This window comes from Citrobacter sp. wls615 (assembly GCF_005281355.1).
GTDB classification, from domain to species: Bacteria; Pseudomonadota; Gammaproteobacteria; order Enterobacterales; family Enterobacteriaceae; genus Citrobacter; species Citrobacter werkmanii.
In genome coordinates this window covers 1-19,138 of record NZ_SZXM01000028.1, presented here as the reverse complement: position 1 = coordinate 19,138, position 19,138 = coordinate 1, and the positions used below count along the sequence as shown (strand labels likewise).

Sequence of the window (19,138 nt, the reverse complement as noted above, 5' to 3'; positions counted from 1 at the left end):
CATCAAGCCCTTTTCTTGCGCGCTGCATCATCGATGTCGCTTAACAGTCGCGTAGAAAGCATGATGCCGGTATGAATTTGCTGGAGATCGTCAACGCGGGAGTCTTGCGTCAGGCGAGTAACAGTCTGGTGATCGTCGAAACGGAAATGACACACCAGTTGGTTTGTTTCAGCCAGTTTGACCATTTGAGGAAGTGTTAATGTTGCCAACGTGTCCGCCATCTCTTCGCTGATACCAAGGCGAAACATCGCAGATGCTTTGTCCTGAACGATCAAACGCTGTGCAAGCAATAAATATGACAAATTGATGTCATAAATGTGTTTCAGCAACTCGGATGTATGCATTATTTGCATCCATAATAACCAACATTATTTTCATGCGGTAAAACCGCACCCCGTGATGTCGCCGGGAAGCCCCGGTAAAAAAAAGCAAAAGGTCAAATACATAGCAGCGTGATGACACATACACGTTGTGTAAACCAGCCCTTTTGAAGAATGCGCACTTCTTACAAGCTCACATCAATTCTTACAATTGTCTAAGATTTTTCCTAATTCGACGCAACTCTACCCGCCGCCAGTTACACATACAACGGAACCGTGCTGCGAATTTAAAGAATATGTGACACAGATCACATAAATCAACTAAACACTTAACATAAATCCATCAGCGTAGCTTTTATTTTGCTTATTTTTTAAACCAAGTTTCATCTTTTCAATTCCTGGCTAACGAATATTCTTGCAATAAAAGCGAATAGTATTTTGTTCACAAACGTTAATATCACACCATGAAATAGCGAGCTGGATCACATATTTCATGCAAAACACCTTTTCAATTAAATTGTTTATAAACAATAACTTAAATATTAAGGGCGATTAATTAATACCGCGTGGTGATAACTCGCCAAATGTTAATATTTGTTTGTTTTTTATTAACATATTGTTTTCATTAGCGACGAGTTTTACTTAAGTTCGCTGAACGTATTTGCAAACGATGTGAAGCAATTATTCTATTTATAAGAATAATTAATGAATAATTATGATGGCATTCACACTATATGAAGAGGAAACGTTGCAGTATGGAGTAAGCTGAGTAAAGCAGAAAAGTTCTCTCATAATTCTTGAAAAAAAGGAGCGAGTTATGAGCTATGCGCACATTCTGGTGGCGGTTGCCGCCACCCCTGAAAGCCAGCAGTTGTTAGCCAAGGCAGTTTCTATCGCTCGCCCTGTCAACGCTCGTATTAGCCTGATCACATTGGTCTCAGACCCTGAAATGTATAACCAGTTTGCCGCCCCCATGCTGGAAGATCTGCGTGAACTAATGCAAGAGGAGACCCAGGATTTTATCGATAAACTCAGCAAAGAAGCGCAGTACCCCATCGAACATACTTTTATTACCTATGGGGCACTGAATGAACATATTCTCGACGTTTGCCGTAAACACGCAGTCGATCTGGTCATTTACGGCAACCATAACCAGAGCTTCTTTTCGCGCGCTTCGTGCTCAGCAAAAAGCGTGGTCGGTGCCAGCCTGGTGGATGTTCTGCTGGTTCCTCTGGCTGGAGATTAATACCGCCTTCAGGTCTTCACGCCAGTTTCGAACAGGGAGTCACATTGTCTGACAACTGGCGTTTGCTCTGGCGCGACGTAACTTTTCTTAGATCGCATATAAATCTCGCCTGCCAGTTGTCGATATCGTTTTTAACAATAGTCTCGAGCATTTCAGCATGTCGAGAGACACGTTCAGCAAGCGACATTGTCAGCGCCTGGTTTAGAGCGCCAGCCACTTCATCCCGATCATAAGGATTCACGATAAGCGCAGAAGTTAGCTCATTTGCTGCCCCGGCAAATTGCGATAACACCAGAACGCCAGGGTTGGCAGGATCCTGTGCAGCCACATACTCTTTCGCCACCAGGTTCATACCATCGCGCAAAGGCGTTACCAACCCTACGTCCGAATAGCGGAATATTTTCATCAGCAATTTGCGGTCAAAATACTGGTTCAGATAGTAAAGCGGCGTCCAGCCCAACTGCCCATATTTACCGTTAATCCGCCCAGCCTCTGTCTCCAGTTGGTGGCGAATGTCCTGGTAGGCCTGCACTTCTCCGCGCGAGGTTGGCGCTATCTGCGTATAGCGAATTTTGCCATGGTGCTGCGGGTAATGCTCCAGCAGTGCCTCATAGGCCTGGAAGCGCTCTGGCAAGCCCTTGGAGTAATCCAAACGCTCAACAGAGAATATATTCTTCACATTTTTAAGCTCATCCTTTAACTGCGCCATTTTCGGCGGCAAAGGACCAGAAGCCTGGCGTGCGATTTCCTCCGGCTCAATGCCGATGGGATACACTTCTGTGCGAAACGCTTTATCCCATGCTTTGTGGTGCTTATCGCTCCGGGTAGTGACCTGAGTCTGGACTGCCAGACAATCCAGAAAAGCCTGGCGATCGTTTTCGGTCTGGAAACCCAGTAAATCAAAATCACACATCTGCTCAAGCAGGGCCTGATGTGGAGGTAGCGCGTTAAAAATTTCCGGCGTCGGGAAAGGGATATGCAGGAAAAAACCGATGCGATTATTCACTCCGCGTTTACGCAACTCATAGGCAAACGGTAACAGGTGGTAATCATGAACCCAAATAATGTCATCTTCGCTCAGTAGCGGCAGTAGCTTATCTACCAGCAAAGCATTAACCCGCTGATACCCTTCCCAGGCCGGGCGCTGAAACTGAACTAAATCCAACCGGTAGTGGAATGCAGGCCATAAAACGGCATTCGAAAACTGGCAGTAATACTCTTCGTAATCCTGCTCGCTCAAATTAAACGAGGCCCAGGTAATATTGCCACGAGTGACTTTTTTTAACGGTTTATCTTCATTACCGGTATCACCACTCCAGCCAAACCACAGTCCACCAGCAGTTTTTAATGCGCCCAACACACCGACCGCGAGCCCACCTGCGCTCCCTTTGTCATCTGGCGAGGCGATACGATTAGATACTACGACTAAACGACCCATAGTCACCTCTTCTGTTGTTTGTTGTATTCGATTGTTGCTGCGAAGAGTTAATTTGCTCCAGCCAACGCCAGACATCCCTGACGCCATCCAGACGCCATGTCGCCTGCGTCGCCCCGCTCCCCACCTTCACTGAAATACCGCCTGCGCGGTTAACTACCTCGAAACCTGTTTCATCCGTTAGATCATCACCGAAAAATACGGGGATCCGTCCGGCAAAAGGCGCTTCCTGCATAAATGCAGCAATCGCGTCGCCTTTATTCGTGCCTTTAGGTTTTATTTCAACGACACATTTTCCATGCTGCAATGCAAGCTGCGGCCATGTATGCGTGATGCATTCAGCCAGCGTTATCAGCGCCGCTTCATGCTCTGGCGCCTGACGATAGTGCAGCGCGAAAGCCATACCTTTTGCTTCCAGCGTCGTGCCAGGCAGCTTCGACAGCGCCGTCTGTAACAACGCGCCGGCTTCACGTTCAATACCTGCGGCCAGGCGTACTATATGGGTTTGACCATTGATGTCACGGCGTTCTGCCCCATGCACTCCGGCGAGCGGAAAACGAAAGGGAGTGGTGAGGCCGTCAAGCTCAGCCATCGAGCGCCCTGAAATCAATGCCAGCGCACCCGCGTTACGCGTCGCCAACTGATGTAATAATTGCAGGATTGTCTTAGGGACAACGACCTGGTCAGGATAGGGCTTGATCTCAGCCAGAGTCCCATCGAGATCAAAAAAATAAGCACAGTTTGCAGATTGTTCAGGGGGTAATGTCAGTGATGCTGTCACCCGGTTATCCTCCTCATCATGGTTTGTACGCCGCGCGGATCGCGCCGTATAGATGATGTATGACGGATATAAGTATAGACAGTGTGACCATGCTCGCCATTTGGAAAAACAATCGCCAGCCGGGTAGCGGCTGGCGATTAGCAGAAGCTAGACTGAAAAGTTGGGGCTTAAATCATCAAATGGTGCGCTTCGCTTTTTGCTTGTAACGGTCGAAGATTACCGCCGCCAGCAGGATGAGACCACGTACGACGTACTGCGCAAATGGAGAGATGTTCAGCAGGTTCATCGCGTTCTCAACCGTCCCCAGAATCAACACCCCAGCGACCACATATGAGATTTTTCCGATGCCACCTTTCAGCGATACGCCCCCTAAAACACATGCAGAAATCACGATCAGCTCATAACCAATTGAGGTCATTGGCTGGCCGCTGGTCATACGCGATGCGAGGATAATTCCCGCAATTGCAGATACCAGACCGGAAAGAATAAAGATAATAATCTTGGTGCGAACAACCGGAACCCCGGCCAGGCGCGCAGCCTCCTCATTCCCACCAATAGCCAGCGTGTTACGACCAAACGTGGTTTTATTCAACAGTAAGCCAAATATGATGAAACACACGATCGTTATCCAGATAGGTGCCGGCAGCCCAAACCAGTTAGCATAGCCAAGGGTAAAGAAACGCTCGTCTTCAATCCCGACCGCCTTACCGTCAGAGATAATGTAGGCCAGACCGCGGACAATCTGCATCGTCGCCAGAGTGGTGATCAGGGCGTTGATTTTTAACCGTGCAATCACAAACCCATTCACCAGACCGCATAAAATCCCCAGCAACAGCCCGGCAGCGACGCCAATCCACAAGCTTTCGGTCATGTTGATGACTACGGCAGTGGTGACCCCTGCACAGGCAATGACGGACGCAACGGACAGGTCGAAGTCGCCGGATGCCAGGCAAAAGAGCATCCCACATGCGACCATACCCGACATCGATACCGCCAGCCCCAGCCCCTTCATGTTGATAAAGGTGGCAAAGTTTGGCACGAAGATGGCACACACCAGGAACAGCGCGGCGAACACCACCAGCATCCCGTATTGATCCCAAATGCGGCCAAGATTTAGTGCCGACTTCGCAGCACCTGAACCCGATGTAGTAACGGAAGACATCATACTCTCCTTATTCAGGCCACAGCCTGGCTGACTTTAGGCATGGCAAGGCTCAACGCCTGGCGTTCATCCGCCTGTTCATGAAGTAACTCACCGGCAATCTCGCCTTCCCTCATCACCACGATACGATCGGCGACACCGAGAACTTCTGGCAGGTCACTGGAAGCAAACAGCACGGCCACACCGCGCGCCGCGAGGGCATAAATCACGTTATAAATTTCATGCTTGGCGCCCACATCAATGCCGCGGGTAGGTTCATCCAGCAAAATCACTTTCATCTCTTCCGATAACCACCGGCCAAGAATAGCCTTCTGTTGATTACCGCCAGAGAGGTTCATGATCAGTTGCTCCGCCCCCGGTGTTTTGATGTTGAGCGAACGAATATGGTGATCGGCATTGGTTTCTTCCCAGCCGTTATTGATCACGCATCCGCCCAAGACATGTTTACGACGCGCGCTAATATTGATGTTGTTACGCACCGAATGAACCGGAATAATCCCTTCGGCTTTGCGATCCTCCGGACACAGCATCATCCCTGCTTCAATGGCGTGGCTCGGTTTGCGGATATCAATTGGCTGTTCATCAATAAACACCTGGCCTGCGGTGATACGCGTGCCGCCAAACAATCCTTTCATTAATTCGCTACGTCCGGCGCCCACCAACCCAAACAGTCCGACGATTTCACCGCTACGCACTGATAAACTGATCGGCGTCCGCACGCCGGGGGCTTTGACCTCATGCAAACGCAGACGCTCTGCGCCATAAGGCCTGGATTTCCAGCCATAAATATCACCCAGGTCACGCCCCACCATCGCCTGCACCAGCGCGTCGTGATCAACCTGCTGCATGTCCGTAAACGTTTTAACGTAATGCCCATCTTTAAATACGGTAATGGCATCGCTAAGGGCAAAAATCTCTTCCATACGGTGCGAGACATACAGAATGATGCGCCCTTCGTTGCGCAGCTCACGGATAACGCGAAACAGATTCTCAATCTCGCGTGCCGACAGGGAACTGGTCGGTTCATCAAAAGCGATAATTTTGGCGTTACGCGCCAACGCTTTTGCAATCTCCACCATCTGCCATTGACCAATGGAGAGGTATTTCAATGGCGTATCGGGATCAATATCCATGCCCAGATGCTTAAGCTGTAGCCCCGCTTCATAGTTCAACAGCGAGCGGTTCACAATGCCGCCTTTATGCGGCAGTTGCCCTAAATAGATATTTTCGGCAACGGTCATTTCCGGGACAAGATGCAGTTCCTGGTAAATAATGGCGACACCGGCGTTCAACGCGGCTGTGGTATCCGCAAACGAAACTTCTTGACCGCGGATCGCCAGAGATCCCGTCGTTGGCGCATAGTTACCGCTGAGAATTTTTAAGAGTGTTGATTTTCCGGCGCCATTTTCGCCCATCAGCGCATGCACCTGACCGGCATAGCAATCGAAACTGATATCCGTAAGCGCTTTAACGCCGGGGAACGTTTTGCCAATGCCGCGAAATGAGAGATACGGGGTAGACTGTTGCATAACGTCTCCGTGATTCAGATCTTTATACCGGATGGCGGCTTTGCCTTATCCGGCCTACTGAGTACGTAATTCGTAGGCCGGATCAGACGCTTTGGCGACGCATCCGGCATTTATGTTACTTACCGCCTAAACCTTTCTTCGCCAGTTCTTCTTTGAAGTTATCGCGGGTAATCAGCACCACATCCGTCACTTCAGTAAACGCCGGTGGCTCTGCACCTTTCGTCACCCAGTTGTAGAGCATTTGGCTTGATTTATAGCCGTGAACGTCCGGGCTTGGCAGCAGTGAACCGTAGAACCCGGTCGCTTCCCCTTTGGACAGTTCACTCACCGCATCAACGCCGTTAATACCGATACCAATCACGTTTGGCGCTTTAAAGCCTTGCCCTTCGGTCGCACGCACGCCGCCCAGTACGGTGTTATCGTTCATGCCAACAATCAGCCAGTGTTTAACTTCAGGATGCTGAACAAGCATGGAGTTGGCGGCGTCGAATGCGCCGGGGATATCATTCGATTTGGTTGGGACCTGGTAGATCTGTTTTTCCGGGAAGCCTGCAGCTTTAAGCGCTTCCATTGAACCCGAAGTACGGCGACGCGCGGTATCCAGTTCGTTCGCAGTAATGGCCATTACCGCGGTAGATTTCACATCCCAACCGCGCTTTTGCATCTCCTTGTACAGTTCCTGGCCCTGGCGTTCACCAATTTTTGTTGCCGCCATCATGACCAGCGGCACGGTGTCCATCGGTTTTCCTTTCGCGTTGGCAAACTGGTCATCGACGGCAATGACTTTCATATCGTAGCCGCGCGCCTTCGCCATAATGGCAGGCCCGAGTTTGGGATCCGGCGTACAAATCACAAACCCTTTCGCGCCACTGGCAGCCAGGCTGTCAATCGCGTTAAGGGTTTTCTCACCATCCGGGACGGCGATTTTAATCACCTCAAAACCAAGGTCTTTACCGGCCTTATCGGCAAATTTCCATTCTGTCTGGAACCACGGTTCTTCCGGTTGTTTGACAAGGAAACCGAGCTTCATGGACTCAGCGATAGCGGATTGTGACATAATGGCAGCCAGGCCGATGGCAGCCAGCGCTTTAGTGAATTTGTGCATGGTCAACTCCAGCTTTAACGTTCTTTTATGTAGGGTAAAATCAGACGATTTTTTGTAATTCGGACGTAAAACAAGGCATTACCTTTTATTGATAAGATCAATGCCAGTGCTGGGAGTATTTTTAGCGGGAAATTGATTCTCCATAAGAGAGCGGCATCACACCACAGAATTACAGTAATTGCGTACATAAATTCAGCGAGAAATGACATAAAAAAACGCGATTTTGACGAAGAAGAAAAAGAGAAATAGCAGATTAGTCCATAACATCAGTCAGCAAATCCTTGTCCCCGAATGCTCAAGCATTCGGGAGAACAATGTTTACCATGGGTAATAAATGTGGTCGGCGTGATCGCGAACCGGAATATCATCTCCCAACAGACGCGCCGAAAGCGTAAACGCAAAATCAAAAATATGCCCTAATCCTTTGCCGCTAATAAGATTGCCATCCTCGACAACGGGCGCATCGATATATTCCCCATCCGTGACGTTTTGCCACAAATCTCCCGAGCACACGTAGCGACGTCCCTTTAGCAGACCGTTGCCACCCAGCACGCGCGCGGCCGCAGAGCACACCGGACAAATAAATTTTCCCGCCTCATCATGGCGGATGACAAACTGGATGACTGCCTCACTGGCGGCAAGATTAACGCTGCCCTGCGGCCCGCCAGGCAACACGACGGCATCGTAGAGATGCGCCTGACGCGCGGCCAACGTGCTATCGGTCACCATCGGCACGTCATGATAGCTCACCACCGCACGTGACTCAGCGCAGGCCAGTGTTTCGACTTCGATATTCAGGCGACGCAGAATATCAATAGTAACTATCGCTTCCGCCTCTTCAAAACCGGGCGCCAGCAGCACCGCAACCTTTTTCATTTTTAATACCTCGCTTTATCCACATAGAGCCAAACAATCAATGCTGAATCGTACAGGCCATTAAAGTTATTAATTTCGGCAAAAATGATCTGGCGCAAAAAATTAGCCATCTGGTAACTTTCAATTACCTCGCCAGCCGTGAAGTTTCTACAACCAGAGTGGTTCGAAAATCACCAAAGACAAGACGATAACCGAACGCTAAATTTTATTTTGTGATATGAAACATCATTTCATAAATGAGATTAATATTTAACCCCATAGATATCAAAGAATTACATTCACCAATCCTATATTAAGAAATACCTGCATTAAGAATATTGCTATAACAATATGTAAAAAAACATAAATACGCAGATTTAAGGATTTTCTTATTCCTGGTCACGCGCTATGCTGATTCTCGATCGGAAGCGAATATAATTCGTGATCACTAAAGGACCGGCGGAACGGATTTATTCTGCTAACTGTTTTAATTGTACGTAGATGTGAAGTGCGGCGGCAGCCCGTTGCACTGACGTTAGTAACGTACACTCTCCTTTCTGGAAATAAGGATATTGATATGGCTGCTGTTGGAATTGTTCATAAACTCAACACACAAATGAATCTTGAGTTCTACGCATCGAATCTTTACCTGCACCTTAGCGAATGGTGCTACGAACATAGCCTGACAGGCACCGCAACGTTTCTACGCACGCAGGCGCAGGGTAACGTAACTCAAATGATGCGTATGTTTAATTTTATGAAAAGCGCCGGGGCTAACCCCATCGTCAAGGCCATCGATGTTCCGGGTGATGAACTGACTTCCCTGGAAGAACTGTTTCAGAAAACACTGGATGAGTACCAACAGCGTTCGAGTAAGCTATCACGCTTAACCAATGAAGCAGAAGCATTGAACGATGAGCCAACCGTTGATTTTCTCCACGATCTGGAAAAAGAGCAACAGCAGGATGGCGTGCTGTTACAAACCATTCTTGATGAAGTTCGCAGCGCGAAACGCGCGGGACTGTGCATGGCGCAAACCGATAAACATCTGCTGAACGTCGTAAACTACCAACATCACTAATCTTCAATTTTCATAACGCTCGCCGGATAGTCATGCCACGCATCTTATCCGGCTAGCGCTCAATGATCTCTACGCTCGCGCCTCTCATTCTCAAAGGCGCAAAAAAGCCTTTCTAAAACCTGAAACAACGGTTTATTTTAGTGAGACTCATTCTGCGGCGTGAATTTCAACTCGATCAAGGCAACTGCTTTTTGTATTGCGCGCATAGTAACCGGATCGGCACCTGCAGGGTGACTTGAAAAGTCGATGCTTTTCAGCTGGCTGGACATTTTCTCCCGAACTTCTACCGGGGCGATAACATCAATAACATCCAGAATTTGTTTGATAACTAACTGACAGGCAACAACGTCCGAGAGCAGTTCCTGATCGGCATTCAGTGTTTGGGACATAATGAGCTCCTTATAGAAAGGTCGTCATAGTACCCATTCAGCGATCGAAACGATAGCGGTGTACGCATAGCGGATACGCTGAAATAAAAATAGTTCCAGTCAGTTTCTTTTGAGATGGCAAGCACAAATGAGTGAACATTTAGCGGTTGAGAATAAACGCGGTCTCTCCCCAGCGGCATTACTTGTTGCCGGCGCTTTCTTTATGGAGTTTATTGACGGCACGGTGATCGCCACCGCCCTACCCGACATGGCCAAAAGCTTTGGCGTACAGGCGGTTGACCTCAACATTGGTATCAGCGCCTACCTGATCACCCTCGCCGTACTTATCCCCGCCAGCGGCTGGATTGCGGACCGCTTCGGTGCCAGAAAAGTATTTACCCTCGCACTGGCGATATTTACCCTCGCCTCGGTCTTATGTGGTTTGTCCACCAGTCTTGAAAGCTTTGTCGCCATGCGAATCTTACAGGGCGTGGGCGGCGCGCTAATGGTTCCAGTTGGCCGCCTCGCGGTACTACGCACCACGCCTAAACATCAGTTAATCACCGCTATTGCGACCCTGACCTGGCCCGCGTTAGTCGCGCCCATCATCGGTCCGCCGTTTGGGGGATTCATCACCAGCTATGCCAACTGGCGCTGGATCTTTTTCATTAACGTCCCACTGGGAATACTGGCGATAGCGCTGGCGCTACGTTTTATTCCGGATATTCATGACGACGAGCGCCGTCCGTTTGATATAGCGGGTTTTGTCGCAACCTCTGTTGCCATGGTGAGCCTGGTGTATGCCATGGAATTACTGGGAACCCAGCAGCCGCAGGGTTGGCTAACTGCCGGACTTCTCATGCTGGGAATAGCAACCTTCCTGTTTGCTCTACGCCATTTTCGTCGCGCCGCCTGGCCAATGATTCGTCTCGATGCGATGAGTGTCCCGACTTTTCGCGTCACGATGTACGGCGGGTCGCTGTTTCGCGCTTCTATCAGCGCCGTACCATTTCTGCTGCCGTTAATGTTTCAGGTAGGCTTTGGCATGAACGCTTTTCACGCAGGTTCGCTGGTCCTGGCGGTGTTTGTGGGCAATCTGACGATAAAACCTGCCACCACACCGTTAATACGCTGGCTGGGCTTTAAAAAATTGCTGCTGATCAACGGGGCACTCAACGTCCTGGCGCTGCTGGCCTGCGCATTGATAACGCCGCAAACTCCCGTGTGGGTTATTTTGCTGGTACTGTATCTGGGCGGCGTATTCCGTTCAATCCAGTTTACCGGCGTCAGTACGCTTGCCTTTGCGGACGTCCCCGCGCCGCAAATGAGCTACGCCAATACGCTGTTCAGTACGGCAACACAGTTAGCTGTGGGATTGGGGATTTCATTAGCCGCTATTGGGATCCGTATCGGCGATGAAGTCAGTGAATGGCTGGCACTGGGCAATATTCCGGGGATCAGCTTCCGTCTGGCCTTTGTGGTTATCGCCATAATTTGTCTGATAGGTATGGTCGATACGCTGCGGCTTACCCGTGATGCGGGAAGCGCAGTCTCTGATAAGAACAGATAGCCCGGCAGGTGAACACCGCCGGGCCAGCAGGATTTAGCCAATAATCTCGCGCACGAACGCTTCGATAGACTTGTCCTGGCAGTTATCGAAGAAGCATTGCTGGAAGCGTGGACCCGACACGGCGGTTTTCACCAGTTCAGGATCGATAGCGCGCAATGTATCCAGATAATTCTCTTTTACCACTGCCGCTTTCACCTGATTCAGAATACCGGCGTTACGCACCTGCGGTTCTTTACGTTCCGGAGGGTAACCTTCCCCGGTACGTCCAGTAAACGCTTTTTCAAACATATAGCGCACATTCAGCTCGGCGCCCCAGCCAAAACCCTTGGCGAAGGCCAGTGAAAGTGCGTTACCGTTGTTTATCTGAGAAAACAAGAATGCGTCCGCCGGATCAAGGCAGTACCCACATACCACTCCCGGATGGATATTCAGTGACATCATTGCGCCCTGACCCGTACCGCAGCCCGTGACCACAAAATCCACGGCTTTGGAATTAAGCAGAATGCTGGCCATAATCCCTAAATGAATGTAGGTCAGATGATGGTCATTTTCATCGCTCATACCGACGTTAAAAACGGGAAAACCTTTCTCATCCGCAACGGCTTTAAGCTCGTTATGAATGATGGCGTTTTTGCTTGCCTGACTGTTTTCCATCATCAATGCAATTTTCATTCTGTCATCTCCTGAATGCGTAGCGGGGACTGCTGAAAGTCATAACATTCAGGCCACATTACTATTTTGCAAACTCACTTTCAAATTTAATGAACTTTTGTTTTATAAATTAATGTAGTGCTCACATTTTTCCCTCAGCAGCCCAGAATAGCCTCAAGAACCAGACGTCGTTGCGATTAATCGCAGGTGATTTTCAGGCTATTCAAGCCATTGATACGTCAACACGTATGCCATGATAGCCTATCTCCGAACTTTCAGAGCGATCACATGAAGACCTTTATCCTTGCCCTTTTGCCGCTCGTGCTGACAGGATGCACTATTACCAAACAGGCGCAGGTCAGCGAAGCCAGCGCTATCACCGGTGTGGTTCGACTGACCTACAACCAGGCCATGTTGCAAACGGCACGAACCGATGACTACGTAACCCAGGGAACAGCCACCAAAGAGTGCCAGCGTATGGGCTACGCCAGCGCCGCAGCATTTGGTCAACCGGTGTCAACCTGTAGCGTATATGCCGGTTCTTTGTGTTTGAATACCAAAATTACGCTCGCCTGGCAGTGTCACGGCGTCGCGGTATCTCAAGCGCCCTCATTCAATTATTAATATTTCGACCAGCATTTTTTGCTGGTCATTAGTTACTTCGTTATTTATATCCTCCGCTTAATAGCGTTAATGCGTTTTATTCCCATTCGTATTTTTAATAAATAAATTTATTATTTTACCTTTTGCAAATAATTAAATAACAAATTATAGTGGCGCCACGTAATATTTAATGACGTTTGTGGAGCAGAACCATGCTGAAAACAGAAATGATTGACCAACTGAATGAGCAAATGAATCTTGAATTATACTCATCTCTGCTCTACCAACAGATGAGCGCGTGGTGCAGCTATCACAGCTTTGAAGGTGCTGCCGCGTTTCTGCGCCGTCACGCCCAGGAAGAGATGACGCATATGCAGCGTCTGTTCGACTACCTGACTGACACCGGTAGCTTACCGCGTATTAATGCCGTCTCTTCCCCTTTCGCTGAATATGCTTCTCTGGACGAACTGTTCCGTGTGACTTACGAACATGAACAGCTGATCACGCAGAAAATTAATGAGCTGGCACATGCGGCAATGACCCACCAGGATTATCCGACGTTTAATTTCCTGCAGTGGTATGTTGCTGAGCAGCATGAAGAAGAGAAATTATTTAAATCTGTTATTGATAAGCTATCACTGGCAGGAAAAAGCGGTGAAGGTCTTTATTTCATCGACAAAGAGCTGGCTACGCTCGATACACAGAATTAATTCTGTTAGATAACGGTGGTGAGTTGCCACCGTTATTCGATAATCTTAATGGCGGCAGATCTTGCTTTCGTGCGTAGAGAAGCCGTCTTCTTTTGCAATAAACTTCCCCTTCGCCGCTAAAAATGCCACCAGCTCGGCCGCCGTCATACCTTGCGCAGAACAGGTGTGAAAACGTGCGTGCTCGCCAAAACGTGCCGTAATTGCCGCTTCAAGACTGCCATTTGAATACTGCTCGCCAGATTCAATCATCATATTGAGCACTTCATGACCGTGAATAGATTCCATACTACCTCCTCAATAAAGGGCATAGCCTAATGTGAACCGCAGGGCGCTGCTTTGCGCTAACACAGGTTTACCAGCAGATAAATGTTATTTCGTATGCATCTTAAAATATCAAATAATCGTAAAGTTTAATGTACACGTGTTGTAACGGTGATTTGACGAAAATAACGTTTTGCCTTAACCTGCGCCGCAGATATAACCGTTGATTATCTCCGGGACAGAGGAAAGCGTGAAAAACAGAACCCTGGGTAGTATTTTTATCGTGGCGGGAACCACGATTGGTGCCGGAATGTTGGCAATGCCGCTGGCTGCGGCAGGCGTGGGGTTTAGCGTCACGCTGGTATTATTAGTCAGTCTTTGGGCGTTGATGTGCTACACCGCGCTGTTGCTGCTTGAAGTGTATCAACACGTACCGGCTGACACCGGGCTGGGTACCCTGGCGAAACGTTATCTTGGTCGTTATGGACAATGGGTAACGGGCTTTAGCATGATGTTTTTGATGTACGCGCTGACAGCGGCGTATATCAGTGGCGCAGGAGAACTGCTGGCCTCCAGCATAAGCGACTGGACCGGGACAGCTATCTCTCCAACCACAGGTGTGCTGCTGTTCACCTTTGTTGCCGGTGGTGTGGTTTGCGTTGGGACGTCGCTGGTCGATCTGTTCAACCGTCTGTTGTTTAGTGCCAAGATAATTTTCCTGGTGGCGATGCTGGCCCTGTTAATGCCGCATATCCATAAAGTGAATCTGCTTACGCTGCCGCTTCAGCAAGGGCTGGCGCTGTCCGCGATCCCGGTTATCTTCACGTCGTTCGGTTTTCACGGCAGCGTTCCGAGTATCGTCAGCTATATGAACGGTAACATCCGTAAACTGCGCTGGGTATTTATCACCGGTAGCGCCATTCCTCTAATCGCCTATATTTTCTGGCAACTGGCTACACTTGGCAGCATTAACTCGTCTACGTTCATGGGACTGTTAGCCAACCATGCTGGTTTAAACGGATTGTTACAGGCATTACGTGAAGTCGTGGCGTCACCGCACGTTGAACTGGCGGTGCATTTGTTTGCCGATCTTGCGCTGGCAACCTCTTTCCTCGGCGTCGCGCTGGGATTGTTTGACTATCTGGCAGACCTTTTCCAGCGCCGAAATACCGTAGCAGGAAGGATGCAAACCGGCGTGGTGACTTTCCTGCCGCCGCTGGCATTTGCGCTGTTCTATCCACGTGGCTTCGTGATGGCGCTGGGATATGCAGGCGTTGCCCTCGCGGTACTGGCGTTGCTGATCCCCGCTATGCTGGCGTGGCAAAGCCGAAAACATAACCCGCAGGCTAACTACCGCGTGGCGGGGGGCGCACCGGCGCTGGCGCTGGTGTTTATGTGCGGAATTGTGGTGATAGCGGTACAGTTTTCCATTGCAGCAGGGTTACTCCCCGAAGTGGGTTAAACAAAAGGGGCTTTACGCCCCTTTCTGTTAATGCAGACAGCACTGCTTGTATTTTTTCCCACTGCCGCACGGGCACGGATCGTTACGTCCGACCTTGGCATCCACTTTTACCGGCACCTTGACCGGCGTTTCCTGCGGATGCGCCATCCACCAGGCATGCAGATCCAATGCTGCCAGACGGATAGCGTCCACGCTTTCCTCAAACTCTTCTGGCGTCAGTTTCTCAACCACAGCAAAGTTTTCTTCCGTACCGTGCAGCGCAATAGCCTCGAGCGCCGGTTTTAAGGTATCCGGTAATGCGGACCAGTCCGACAACGCGACGCCGCGCATATAACCAAAGCACCACTCTTCAACGATGGTCAGTTCATGCTCGTCAATTTCACGCAGACCAAACAGCGGCTCAAACTGCTCAGGATATTCATCCAGACGATCGGCCGTATCCGCCATGTGCTGAAACGCCAGATTCATGAAGCGCGTCATTTCTTTTTCGGAGGACCAGCGCGGCACATATTGCGCGCCGCCCCAAATTGCAACCAGCCACTGCTCCGGTTCAATTTCATACGGTGAACTGAGCACCGCCGTCAGCAAACCATCCAGTTCTGACACATCCAGAATAGCTTTGTCCGTATTGTACTTAGTCAGTACATCATCCAGCCATTCCAGTTCGCTCTCGTTTAATGGTCCCGTTTTCATAACGCTTTTCCTTAGTCAAAAATTCTTGCCTGTGATCATCCTACATGGCTGGAGGGATAACAGATACAAATGGGCGTGGGCGGTTTACAGCTACCGCCAGTTCAGGTTAACAGGATACGAGGGGAATTCCGGTAGTTAACGCACAAAAGAGAACACCAGGCCGCCGGGCATCATACCGGGAAAACAGAACAAAACCACCCGTAGGCGGTTATTGTTGCTCAATACGGTTAAGCGTCGCGCTATACCCGGTTTTTGCTACCGCTTTAAGTAACGTATCGGTAGGAAAACCTTCAGGTACGATCGCTTCTGCCTGCCTCGTCTTGAGGGAGGATTTCGCTTTAATGACGCCATCAGTTTCGCGTAACGCCTGATTGACAGAAATTACGCATAATGAGCAGGTCATATTTTGGATATCCAGCACCACTTTTTGATTGGCCGCCTGAACCCATAACGGCAACAATAAGCCTGCCACTAACATGAAAACCTTCATTCAAACACCTCATAAAACCAGGCAACCAGCGTTGGGTAAAATAACACCGGTAAAATAAACGCCAGCGCACACCAGTAGAGAACGCGCGCCTGTTTCAGGGTTAGCCAGCCAGAACACCACAACCGCCTGGAGAAATAGAGTCGCCAGAAAACACGCAGTAGTAATCCCAATGACAGCAGCATCAAAGGCATTCGTAAAAACTCAAACCGGGTTAAAACAGCAAAGCTCGCCGCAGAGATACCAAACAGCAGATATAACAGCGGCCCAACGCAGCATAAGCCGGCAGTGACGGCAGCCGCAGCGGCCGTCAGCAGGGTCAGTCCCGCGCCTTTAGCGTTGTTCTGTGGCGACATAGCGGTAGGAGAACGCTTTAGGATCGTAGAAATTGATCGGGTCGCCATCGACTTCGGCGTAAGGATAACCAAAGTTGTTCATAGCTCCCTGCTCTGTCGCCGGATACAGCTCGAAATCACGTCCGTAGTTGAATCCTACCCAGTTCATTTCCCAGTTACCAAACAGGTAGGCGTTGACGGCCTGGACATCGGCATCCTGGTGCGATTTTTTCTCAGCCAGACGCATTTTGGTCACGTCAGCGGGATCGCACGGTAACCAACCGTAACCTGCGAGATAGAATTCGGCGCGACAGTGTTGTCCACCGCTGACATCGGCAACGCCTGCGCTGTCGGCTTTGCCAAAGGCGCTTTTCGAGTAACGTTCGAGCTTATTGGCTTTGCCCAGACGGATGCCAAACAATTCGCGTGCGGGAATACCGCTGGCGCGTGCCAAAGCAACAAAAACGGAGCTCATATCGGTACATTTTCCCTTGAGCTTGCCACTTTTTAAGATCTCTGCCACATCACCGGTACCACAGCCAATAACGTCATTATCCCGTTCCATATGGCTGCTCACCCACTCGTAAATGAGACGCGCTTTTTTCAGCGGATCTTGCTCATTACCGGTAATTTTGCGCGCAGTTTCCAGAACCAGCCCATCTACTGGAGTATGTGCCGTCGGCAACAAGTAGGGTTTTACATCCAGCGGATAAATAATCTGCTCCGGTGCTTGCCAGGTTTTTAGCGCATCCTGCTGCAACGGCTCCCAGTCGGCGGTTTCAATATCGATATCAACGTTAATCAACAATTCACCCTGCGAATCTGACCAGGTGGCAAACAGCGTCTTCGCGCCATAGGCATTGTTGGTGGTGACATACGCCTGCTGATAGTTCCCGCTAAAGGCAAGGGCTGTCATTTGTTGAAACACAGTACCTACAGGTAGCGGGATCCAGAGTTTCACCACCCCGCGCGATCCCTTAGGAGGATTGAGTTTATACGTTTGTGATAAGACAAAGCGTCGACGCGCGACAGACGCGACTGTTGGCTCTGCGGCATGTACCGTCTGGTTAACAATCGTAGGGCCGACTAAACCGGCGGCGGAAAGGAGAACGCTATTTTTGAGAAATTGGCGACGTTGCATTGCTGTCTGTCCATGTTGTAAGAGTTGAGCTACGGCCCATTGGGAAACCGTATGCGATCATCACAGCAGACAGACGCTGGCTTAAAAAGGCGAGCAGATGGAGGTTATTCATCAATAACAGACCTGTTAACTGTGAATGAAATGAGAAACTACAAGACCGCTATTAAGCCATTTACAGGCAAAAAAGTACAGCAGTGAGAGCGCCTTCAAAATATATGCACATTGGTTGCCAGCTTACGGGCTAGCCCTCTGGCCCCCTCGCGCATGACCATATCGTGATTCCAACGAAATACAGGTGCTGCCAGCGGGGCAAGATAATTCATCCAACGGATCGTGGTACGGACATTCCAGTCATATTTGACAATAGTCTCTTTGCCACTCGCAATAAAAGACCACACGCCTCGCCCTTCTACCGCCCCGCTGGCTTGTCCTTCAAGCAAAGTGCAAGGCAATATATTCAATACATTGATATCAAAGGTTAAGCGATAAGGTAGAACGCCTTTCCAGGTATAACGATGCAGCGCGCCAATGCCCTGTAGATCCCCCTTCTTGATCTCAACGATGCGTTCCAGACTTACCCACCATTCCGGCCACTGATCGGGATGAGAAAAAATATCCCATACCTCCTGGATTGAAGCCTCAACCCGCCAGACCGTGGAAAAATGATACTCAGCCATAGTACAGGCTCCCTCAAGGCGTGAAGAAATTAGCGGGAAAACGGATATTGATAACCATCGCTTCCAGAAGATCGATTTCTAATCGCTGCCCATCTGGAGCATAGCCGATCACTTTGGCAGGGAGTCCGTGATAATTATCCAGTCAGACGTCATAGCAGGGAACACCATCAACCGCCATTATTCCCGGCCCAACCACAGACACGCGCGTCGTCTCCCAACCCCTCAGACTTAGTATGGACAGCTGGCTTAAATTGTTGGTTTTCTTTTCAGTTGGGATGGCAACAAAAAGCTATACTTTAATAGCCGTACTCTTAACAGGTATTAATCATGAAACTGCCATCGGTATTTTCATGCTCCGTTCTCATATTACTGCTACTGGCGTCATCATCTGCCACTGCCAACGCGTTACAAAACCAGGCCGCAAGAGAGCAAGAGTTGAGCGCAGCACTCCGTGCCGGTAATGGCATCATCATCATTGGCGGGACGGATGATTCCGCATTCACGTTGCGGGCACGAAACCGAATCCACAGACATTTAGCGATTCAGGATGACTTTGGCGATCCCATCATGATCAATGGTTTCCAGGACCACAACGATAATCCTGCCCGTAATGGTTTTATCAACAACCCTGCACGAGGGTAACACCGTTCACTTAAGATGTTTTGA

Annotated in this window: 22 protein-coding genes; 7 read left to right on the top strand and 15 right to left on the bottom strand. The window is 49.6% G+C overall.

Features of this window, described 5'->3' with window-relative positions; all coding sequences use genetic code 11:
* Positions 1-2 precede the first annotated feature (2 nt).
* Positions 3-344 (bottom strand): flagellar transcriptional regulator FlhD, encoded by a 342-nt coding sequence (flhD, locus tag FDX04_RS11735; RefSeq protein WP_003034622.1) that lies wholly within the window; start codon positions 342-344, stop codon positions 3-5.
* A 793-nt stretch (positions 345-1,137) separates the two neighbouring features.
* Between flhD and uspC the strand changes: the two genes are divergently transcribed.
* Entirely contained in the window at positions 1,138-1,566 is a 429-nt protein-coding gene (gene uspC, locus FDX04_RS11725) for a universal stress protein UspC (RefSeq protein WP_042307761.1), read from the top strand.
* A gap of 16 nt (positions 1,567-1,582) precedes the next feature.
* Here uspC and otsA read toward each other — a convergent pair whose 3' ends face one another.
* From otsA to FDX04_RS11695, 6 genes are all read right to left on the bottom strand, one after another.
* Positions 1,583-3,004, bottom strand: a complete 1,422-nt coding sequence (gene otsA, locus FDX04_RS11720) for an alpha,alpha-trehalose-phosphate synthase (RefSeq protein WP_042307759.1) — start codon at positions 3,002-3,004, stop codon at positions 1,583-1,585.
* On the bottom strand, positions 2,979-3,782 hold the full coding sequence (gene otsB / locus FDX04_RS11715; protein ID WP_137348885.1) for a trehalose-phosphatase: 804 nt from the start codon (positions 3,780-3,782) through the stop codon (positions 2,979-2,981). The genes otsA and otsB overlap by 26 nt, the downstream gene beginning before the upstream one ends.
* Positions 3,783-3,957: 175 nt before the next feature.
* Positions 3,958-4,944, bottom strand: coding sequence for an L-arabinose ABC transporter permease AraH (gene araH / locus FDX04_RS11710; protein WP_137370949.1), 987 nt, complete (start codon positions 4,942-4,944; stop codon positions 3,958-3,960).
* Between the two features lie 14 nt (positions 4,945-4,958).
* Positions 4,959-6,473: an arabinose ABC transporter ATP-binding protein AraG gene (araG, locus tag FDX04_RS11705; protein ID WP_038641495.1), complete on the bottom strand. Its 1,515-nt coding sequence runs from the start codon at positions 6,471-6,473 to the stop codon at positions 4,959-4,961.
* Positions 6,474-6,588: 115 nt separating this feature from the next.
* Positions 6,589-7,578 (bottom strand): arabinose ABC transporter substrate-binding protein, encoded by a 990-nt coding sequence (locus FDX04_RS11700; RefSeq protein ID WP_042307751.1) that lies wholly within the window; start codon positions 7,576-7,578, stop codon positions 6,589-6,591.
* A 318-nt stretch (positions 7,579-7,896) separates the two neighbouring features.
* The gene (locus FDX04_RS11695; RefSeq protein ID WP_137370948.1) at positions 7,897-8,454 is read right to left on the bottom strand and encodes a DJ-1/PfpI family protein; all 558 of its coding nucleotides are present in this window, start codon (positions 8,452-8,454) and stop codon (positions 7,897-7,899) included.
* A 556-nt stretch (positions 8,455-9,010) separates the two neighbouring features.
* Between FDX04_RS11695 and FDX04_RS11690 the strand changes: the two genes are divergently transcribed.
* The gene (locus tag FDX04_RS11690) at positions 9,011-9,514 is read left to right on the top strand and encodes a non-heme ferritin-like protein (RefSeq protein WP_038641501.1); all 504 of its coding nucleotides are present in this window, start codon (positions 9,011-9,013) and stop codon (positions 9,512-9,514) included.
* A 137-nt stretch (positions 9,515-9,651) separates the two neighbouring features.
* Here the strand turns inward: FDX04_RS11690 and FDX04_RS11685 are convergent, their stop codons facing one another.
* Positions 9,652-9,903: a DUF2766 family protein gene (locus FDX04_RS11685; protein WP_005127709.1), complete on the bottom strand. Its 252-nt coding sequence runs from the start codon at positions 9,901-9,903 to the stop codon at positions 9,652-9,654.
* A 127-nt stretch (positions 9,904-10,030) separates the two neighbouring features.
* On the opposite strand from FDX04_RS11685, the gene FDX04_RS11680 reads away from it, so the two are divergent.
* Positions 10,031-11,452, top strand: coding sequence for an MFS transporter (locus FDX04_RS11680; protein ID WP_137370947.1), 1,422 nt, complete (start codon positions 10,031-10,033; stop codon positions 11,450-11,452).
* A 33-nt stretch (positions 11,453-11,485) separates the two neighbouring features.
* Here FDX04_RS11680 and FDX04_RS11675 read toward each other — a convergent pair whose 3' ends face one another.
* Positions 11,486-12,124, bottom strand: a complete 639-nt coding sequence (locus tag FDX04_RS11675) for an RpiB/LacA/LacB family sugar-phosphate isomerase (protein ID WP_061381085.1) — start codon at positions 12,122-12,124, stop codon at positions 11,486-11,488.
* A 267-nt stretch (positions 12,125-12,391) separates the two neighbouring features.
* Between FDX04_RS11675 and yecR the strand changes: the two genes are divergently transcribed.
* Positions 12,392-12,727: a YecR family lipoprotein gene (gene yecR, locus FDX04_RS11670; RefSeq protein WP_042307742.1), complete on the top strand. Its 336-nt coding sequence runs from the start codon at positions 12,392-12,394 to the stop codon at positions 12,725-12,727.
* A gap of 191 nt (positions 12,728-12,918) precedes the next feature.
* Positions 12,919-13,416, top strand: coding sequence for a non-heme ferritin (gene ftnA / locus FDX04_RS11665; protein ID WP_042307740.1), 498 nt, complete (start codon positions 12,919-12,921; stop codon positions 13,414-13,416).
* Between the two features lie 45 nt (positions 13,417-13,461).
* Here the strand turns inward: ftnA and FDX04_RS11660 are convergent, their stop codons facing one another.
* Complete coding sequence (locus FDX04_RS11660; RefSeq protein WP_042307738.1) at positions 13,462-13,701, bottom strand: YecH family metal-binding protein; 240 nt, start codon at positions 13,699-13,701, stop codon at positions 13,462-13,464.
* Positions 13,702-13,927: 226 nt separating this feature from the next.
* On the opposite strand from FDX04_RS11660, the gene tyrP reads away from it, so the two are divergent.
* Positions 13,928-15,139, top strand: a complete 1,212-nt coding sequence (tyrP, locus tag FDX04_RS11655) for a tyrosine transporter TyrP (RefSeq protein ID WP_042307736.1) — start codon at positions 13,928-13,930, stop codon at positions 15,137-15,139.
* Positions 15,140-15,166: 27 nt separating this feature from the next.
* On the opposite strand, the gene FDX04_RS11650 is transcribed toward tyrP, so the two are convergent.
* The 5 genes from FDX04_RS11650 to FDX04_RS11630 form a co-directional block, all read right to left on the bottom strand.
* Positions 15,167-15,832: a YecA family protein gene (locus tag FDX04_RS11650; RefSeq protein ID WP_042307734.1), complete on the bottom strand. Its 666-nt coding sequence runs from the start codon at positions 15,830-15,832 to the stop codon at positions 15,167-15,169.
* Positions 15,833-16,040: 208 nt separating this feature from the next.
* Positions 16,041-16,322, bottom strand: coding sequence for a heavy-metal-associated domain-containing protein (locus FDX04_RS11645; protein ID WP_042307732.1), 282 nt, complete (start codon positions 16,320-16,322; stop codon positions 16,041-16,043).
* The gene (locus FDX04_RS11640; RefSeq protein WP_137370946.1) at positions 16,319-16,675 is read right to left on the bottom strand and encodes a mercuric transporter MerT family protein; all 357 of its coding nucleotides are present in this window, start codon (positions 16,673-16,675) and stop codon (positions 16,319-16,321) included. The genes FDX04_RS11645 and FDX04_RS11640 overlap by 4 nt, the downstream gene beginning before the upstream one ends.
* Complete coding sequence (locus FDX04_RS11635) at positions 16,653-17,795, bottom strand: transglutaminase-like domain-containing protein (protein WP_137370945.1); 1,143 nt, start codon at positions 17,793-17,795, stop codon at positions 16,653-16,655. The genes FDX04_RS11640 and FDX04_RS11635 overlap by 23 nt, the downstream gene beginning before the upstream one ends.
* 206 nt (positions 17,796-18,001) lie before the next feature.
* On the bottom strand, positions 18,002-18,472 hold the full coding sequence (locus tag FDX04_RS11630) for an SRPBCC family protein (protein WP_137370944.1): 471 nt from the start codon (positions 18,470-18,472) through the stop codon (positions 18,002-18,004).
* A 327-nt stretch (positions 18,473-18,799) separates the two neighbouring features.
* On the opposite strand from FDX04_RS11630, the gene FDX04_RS11620 reads away from it, so the two are divergent.
* Entirely contained in the window at positions 18,800-19,114 is a 315-nt protein-coding gene (locus tag FDX04_RS11620; RefSeq protein ID WP_137370943.1) for a hypothetical protein, read from the top strand.
* The last annotated feature ends 24 nt before the right edge of the window (positions 19,115-19,138 follow it).

Coding starts and splice junctions, on each gene's coding strand:
- FDX04_RS11650 (WP_042307734.1), bottom strand. CDS start 15,832: ATGAAAACGGGACCATTAAACGAGAGCGAACTGGAATGGCTGGATGAT.
- araH (WP_137370949.1), bottom strand. CDS start 4,944: ATGTCTTCCGTTACTACATCGGGTTCAGGTGCTGCGAAGTCGGCACTA.
- FDX04_RS11690 (WP_038641501.1), top strand. CDS start 9,011: ATGGCTGCTGTTGGAATTGTTCATAAACTCAACACACAAATGAATCTT.
- otsA (WP_042307759.1), bottom strand. CDS start 3,004: ATGGGTCGTTTAGTCGTAGTATCTAATCGTATCGCCTCGCCAGATGAC.
- FDX04_RS11680 (WP_137370947.1), top strand. CDS start 10,031: ATGAGTGAACATTTAGCGGTTGAGAATAAACGCGGTCTCTCCCCAGCG.
- ftnA (WP_042307740.1), top strand. CDS start 12,919: ATGCTGAAAACAGAAATGATTGACCAACTGAATGAGCAAATGAATCTT.
- FDX04_RS11660 (WP_042307738.1), bottom strand. CDS start 13,701: ATGGAATCTATTCACGGTCATGAAGTGCTCAATATGATGATTGAATCT.
- yecR (WP_042307742.1), top strand. CDS start 12,392: ATGAAGACCTTTATCCTTGCCCTTTTGCCGCTCGTGCTGACAGGATGC.
- FDX04_RS11630 (WP_137370944.1), bottom strand. CDS start 18,472: ATGGCTGAGTATCATTTTTCCACGGTCTGGCGGGTTGAGGCTTCAATC.
- flhD (WP_003034622.1), bottom strand. CDS start 344: ATGCATACATCCGAGTTGCTGAAACACATTTATGACATCAATTTGTCA.
- uspC (WP_042307761.1), top strand. CDS start 1,138: ATGAGCTATGCGCACATTCTGGTGGCGGTTGCCGCCACCCCTGAAAGC.
- FDX04_RS11700 (WP_042307751.1), bottom strand. CDS start 7,578: ATGCACAAATTCACTAAAGCGCTGGCTGCCATCGGCCTGGCTGCCATT.
- FDX04_RS11635 (WP_137370945.1), bottom strand. CDS start 17,795: ATGCAACGTCGCCAATTTCTCAAAAATAGCGTTCTCCTTTCCGCCGCC.
- FDX04_RS11640 (WP_137370946.1), bottom strand. CDS start 16,675: ATGTCGCCACAGAACAACGCTAAAGGCGCGGGACTGACCCTGCTGACG.
- FDX04_RS11695 (WP_137370948.1), bottom strand. CDS start 8,454: ATGAAAAAGGTTGCGGTGCTGCTGGCGCCCGGTTTTGAAGAGGCGGAA.
- araG (WP_038641495.1), bottom strand. CDS start 6,473: ATGCAACAGTCTACCCCGTATCTCTCATTTCGCGGCATTGGCAAAACG.
- FDX04_RS11675 (WP_061381085.1), bottom strand. CDS start 12,124: ATGAAAATTGCATTGATGATGGAAAACAGTCAGGCAAGCAAAAACGCC.
- FDX04_RS11645 (WP_042307732.1), bottom strand. CDS start 16,322: ATGAAGGTTTTCATGTTAGTGGCAGGCTTATTGTTGCCGTTATGGGTT.
- FDX04_RS11685 (WP_005127709.1), bottom strand. CDS start 9,903: ATGTCCCAAACACTGAATGCCGATCAGGAACTGCTCTCGGACGTTGTT.
- FDX04_RS11620 (WP_137370943.1), top strand. CDS start 18,800: ATGAAACTGCCATCGGTATTTTCATGCTCCGTTCTCATATTACTGCTA.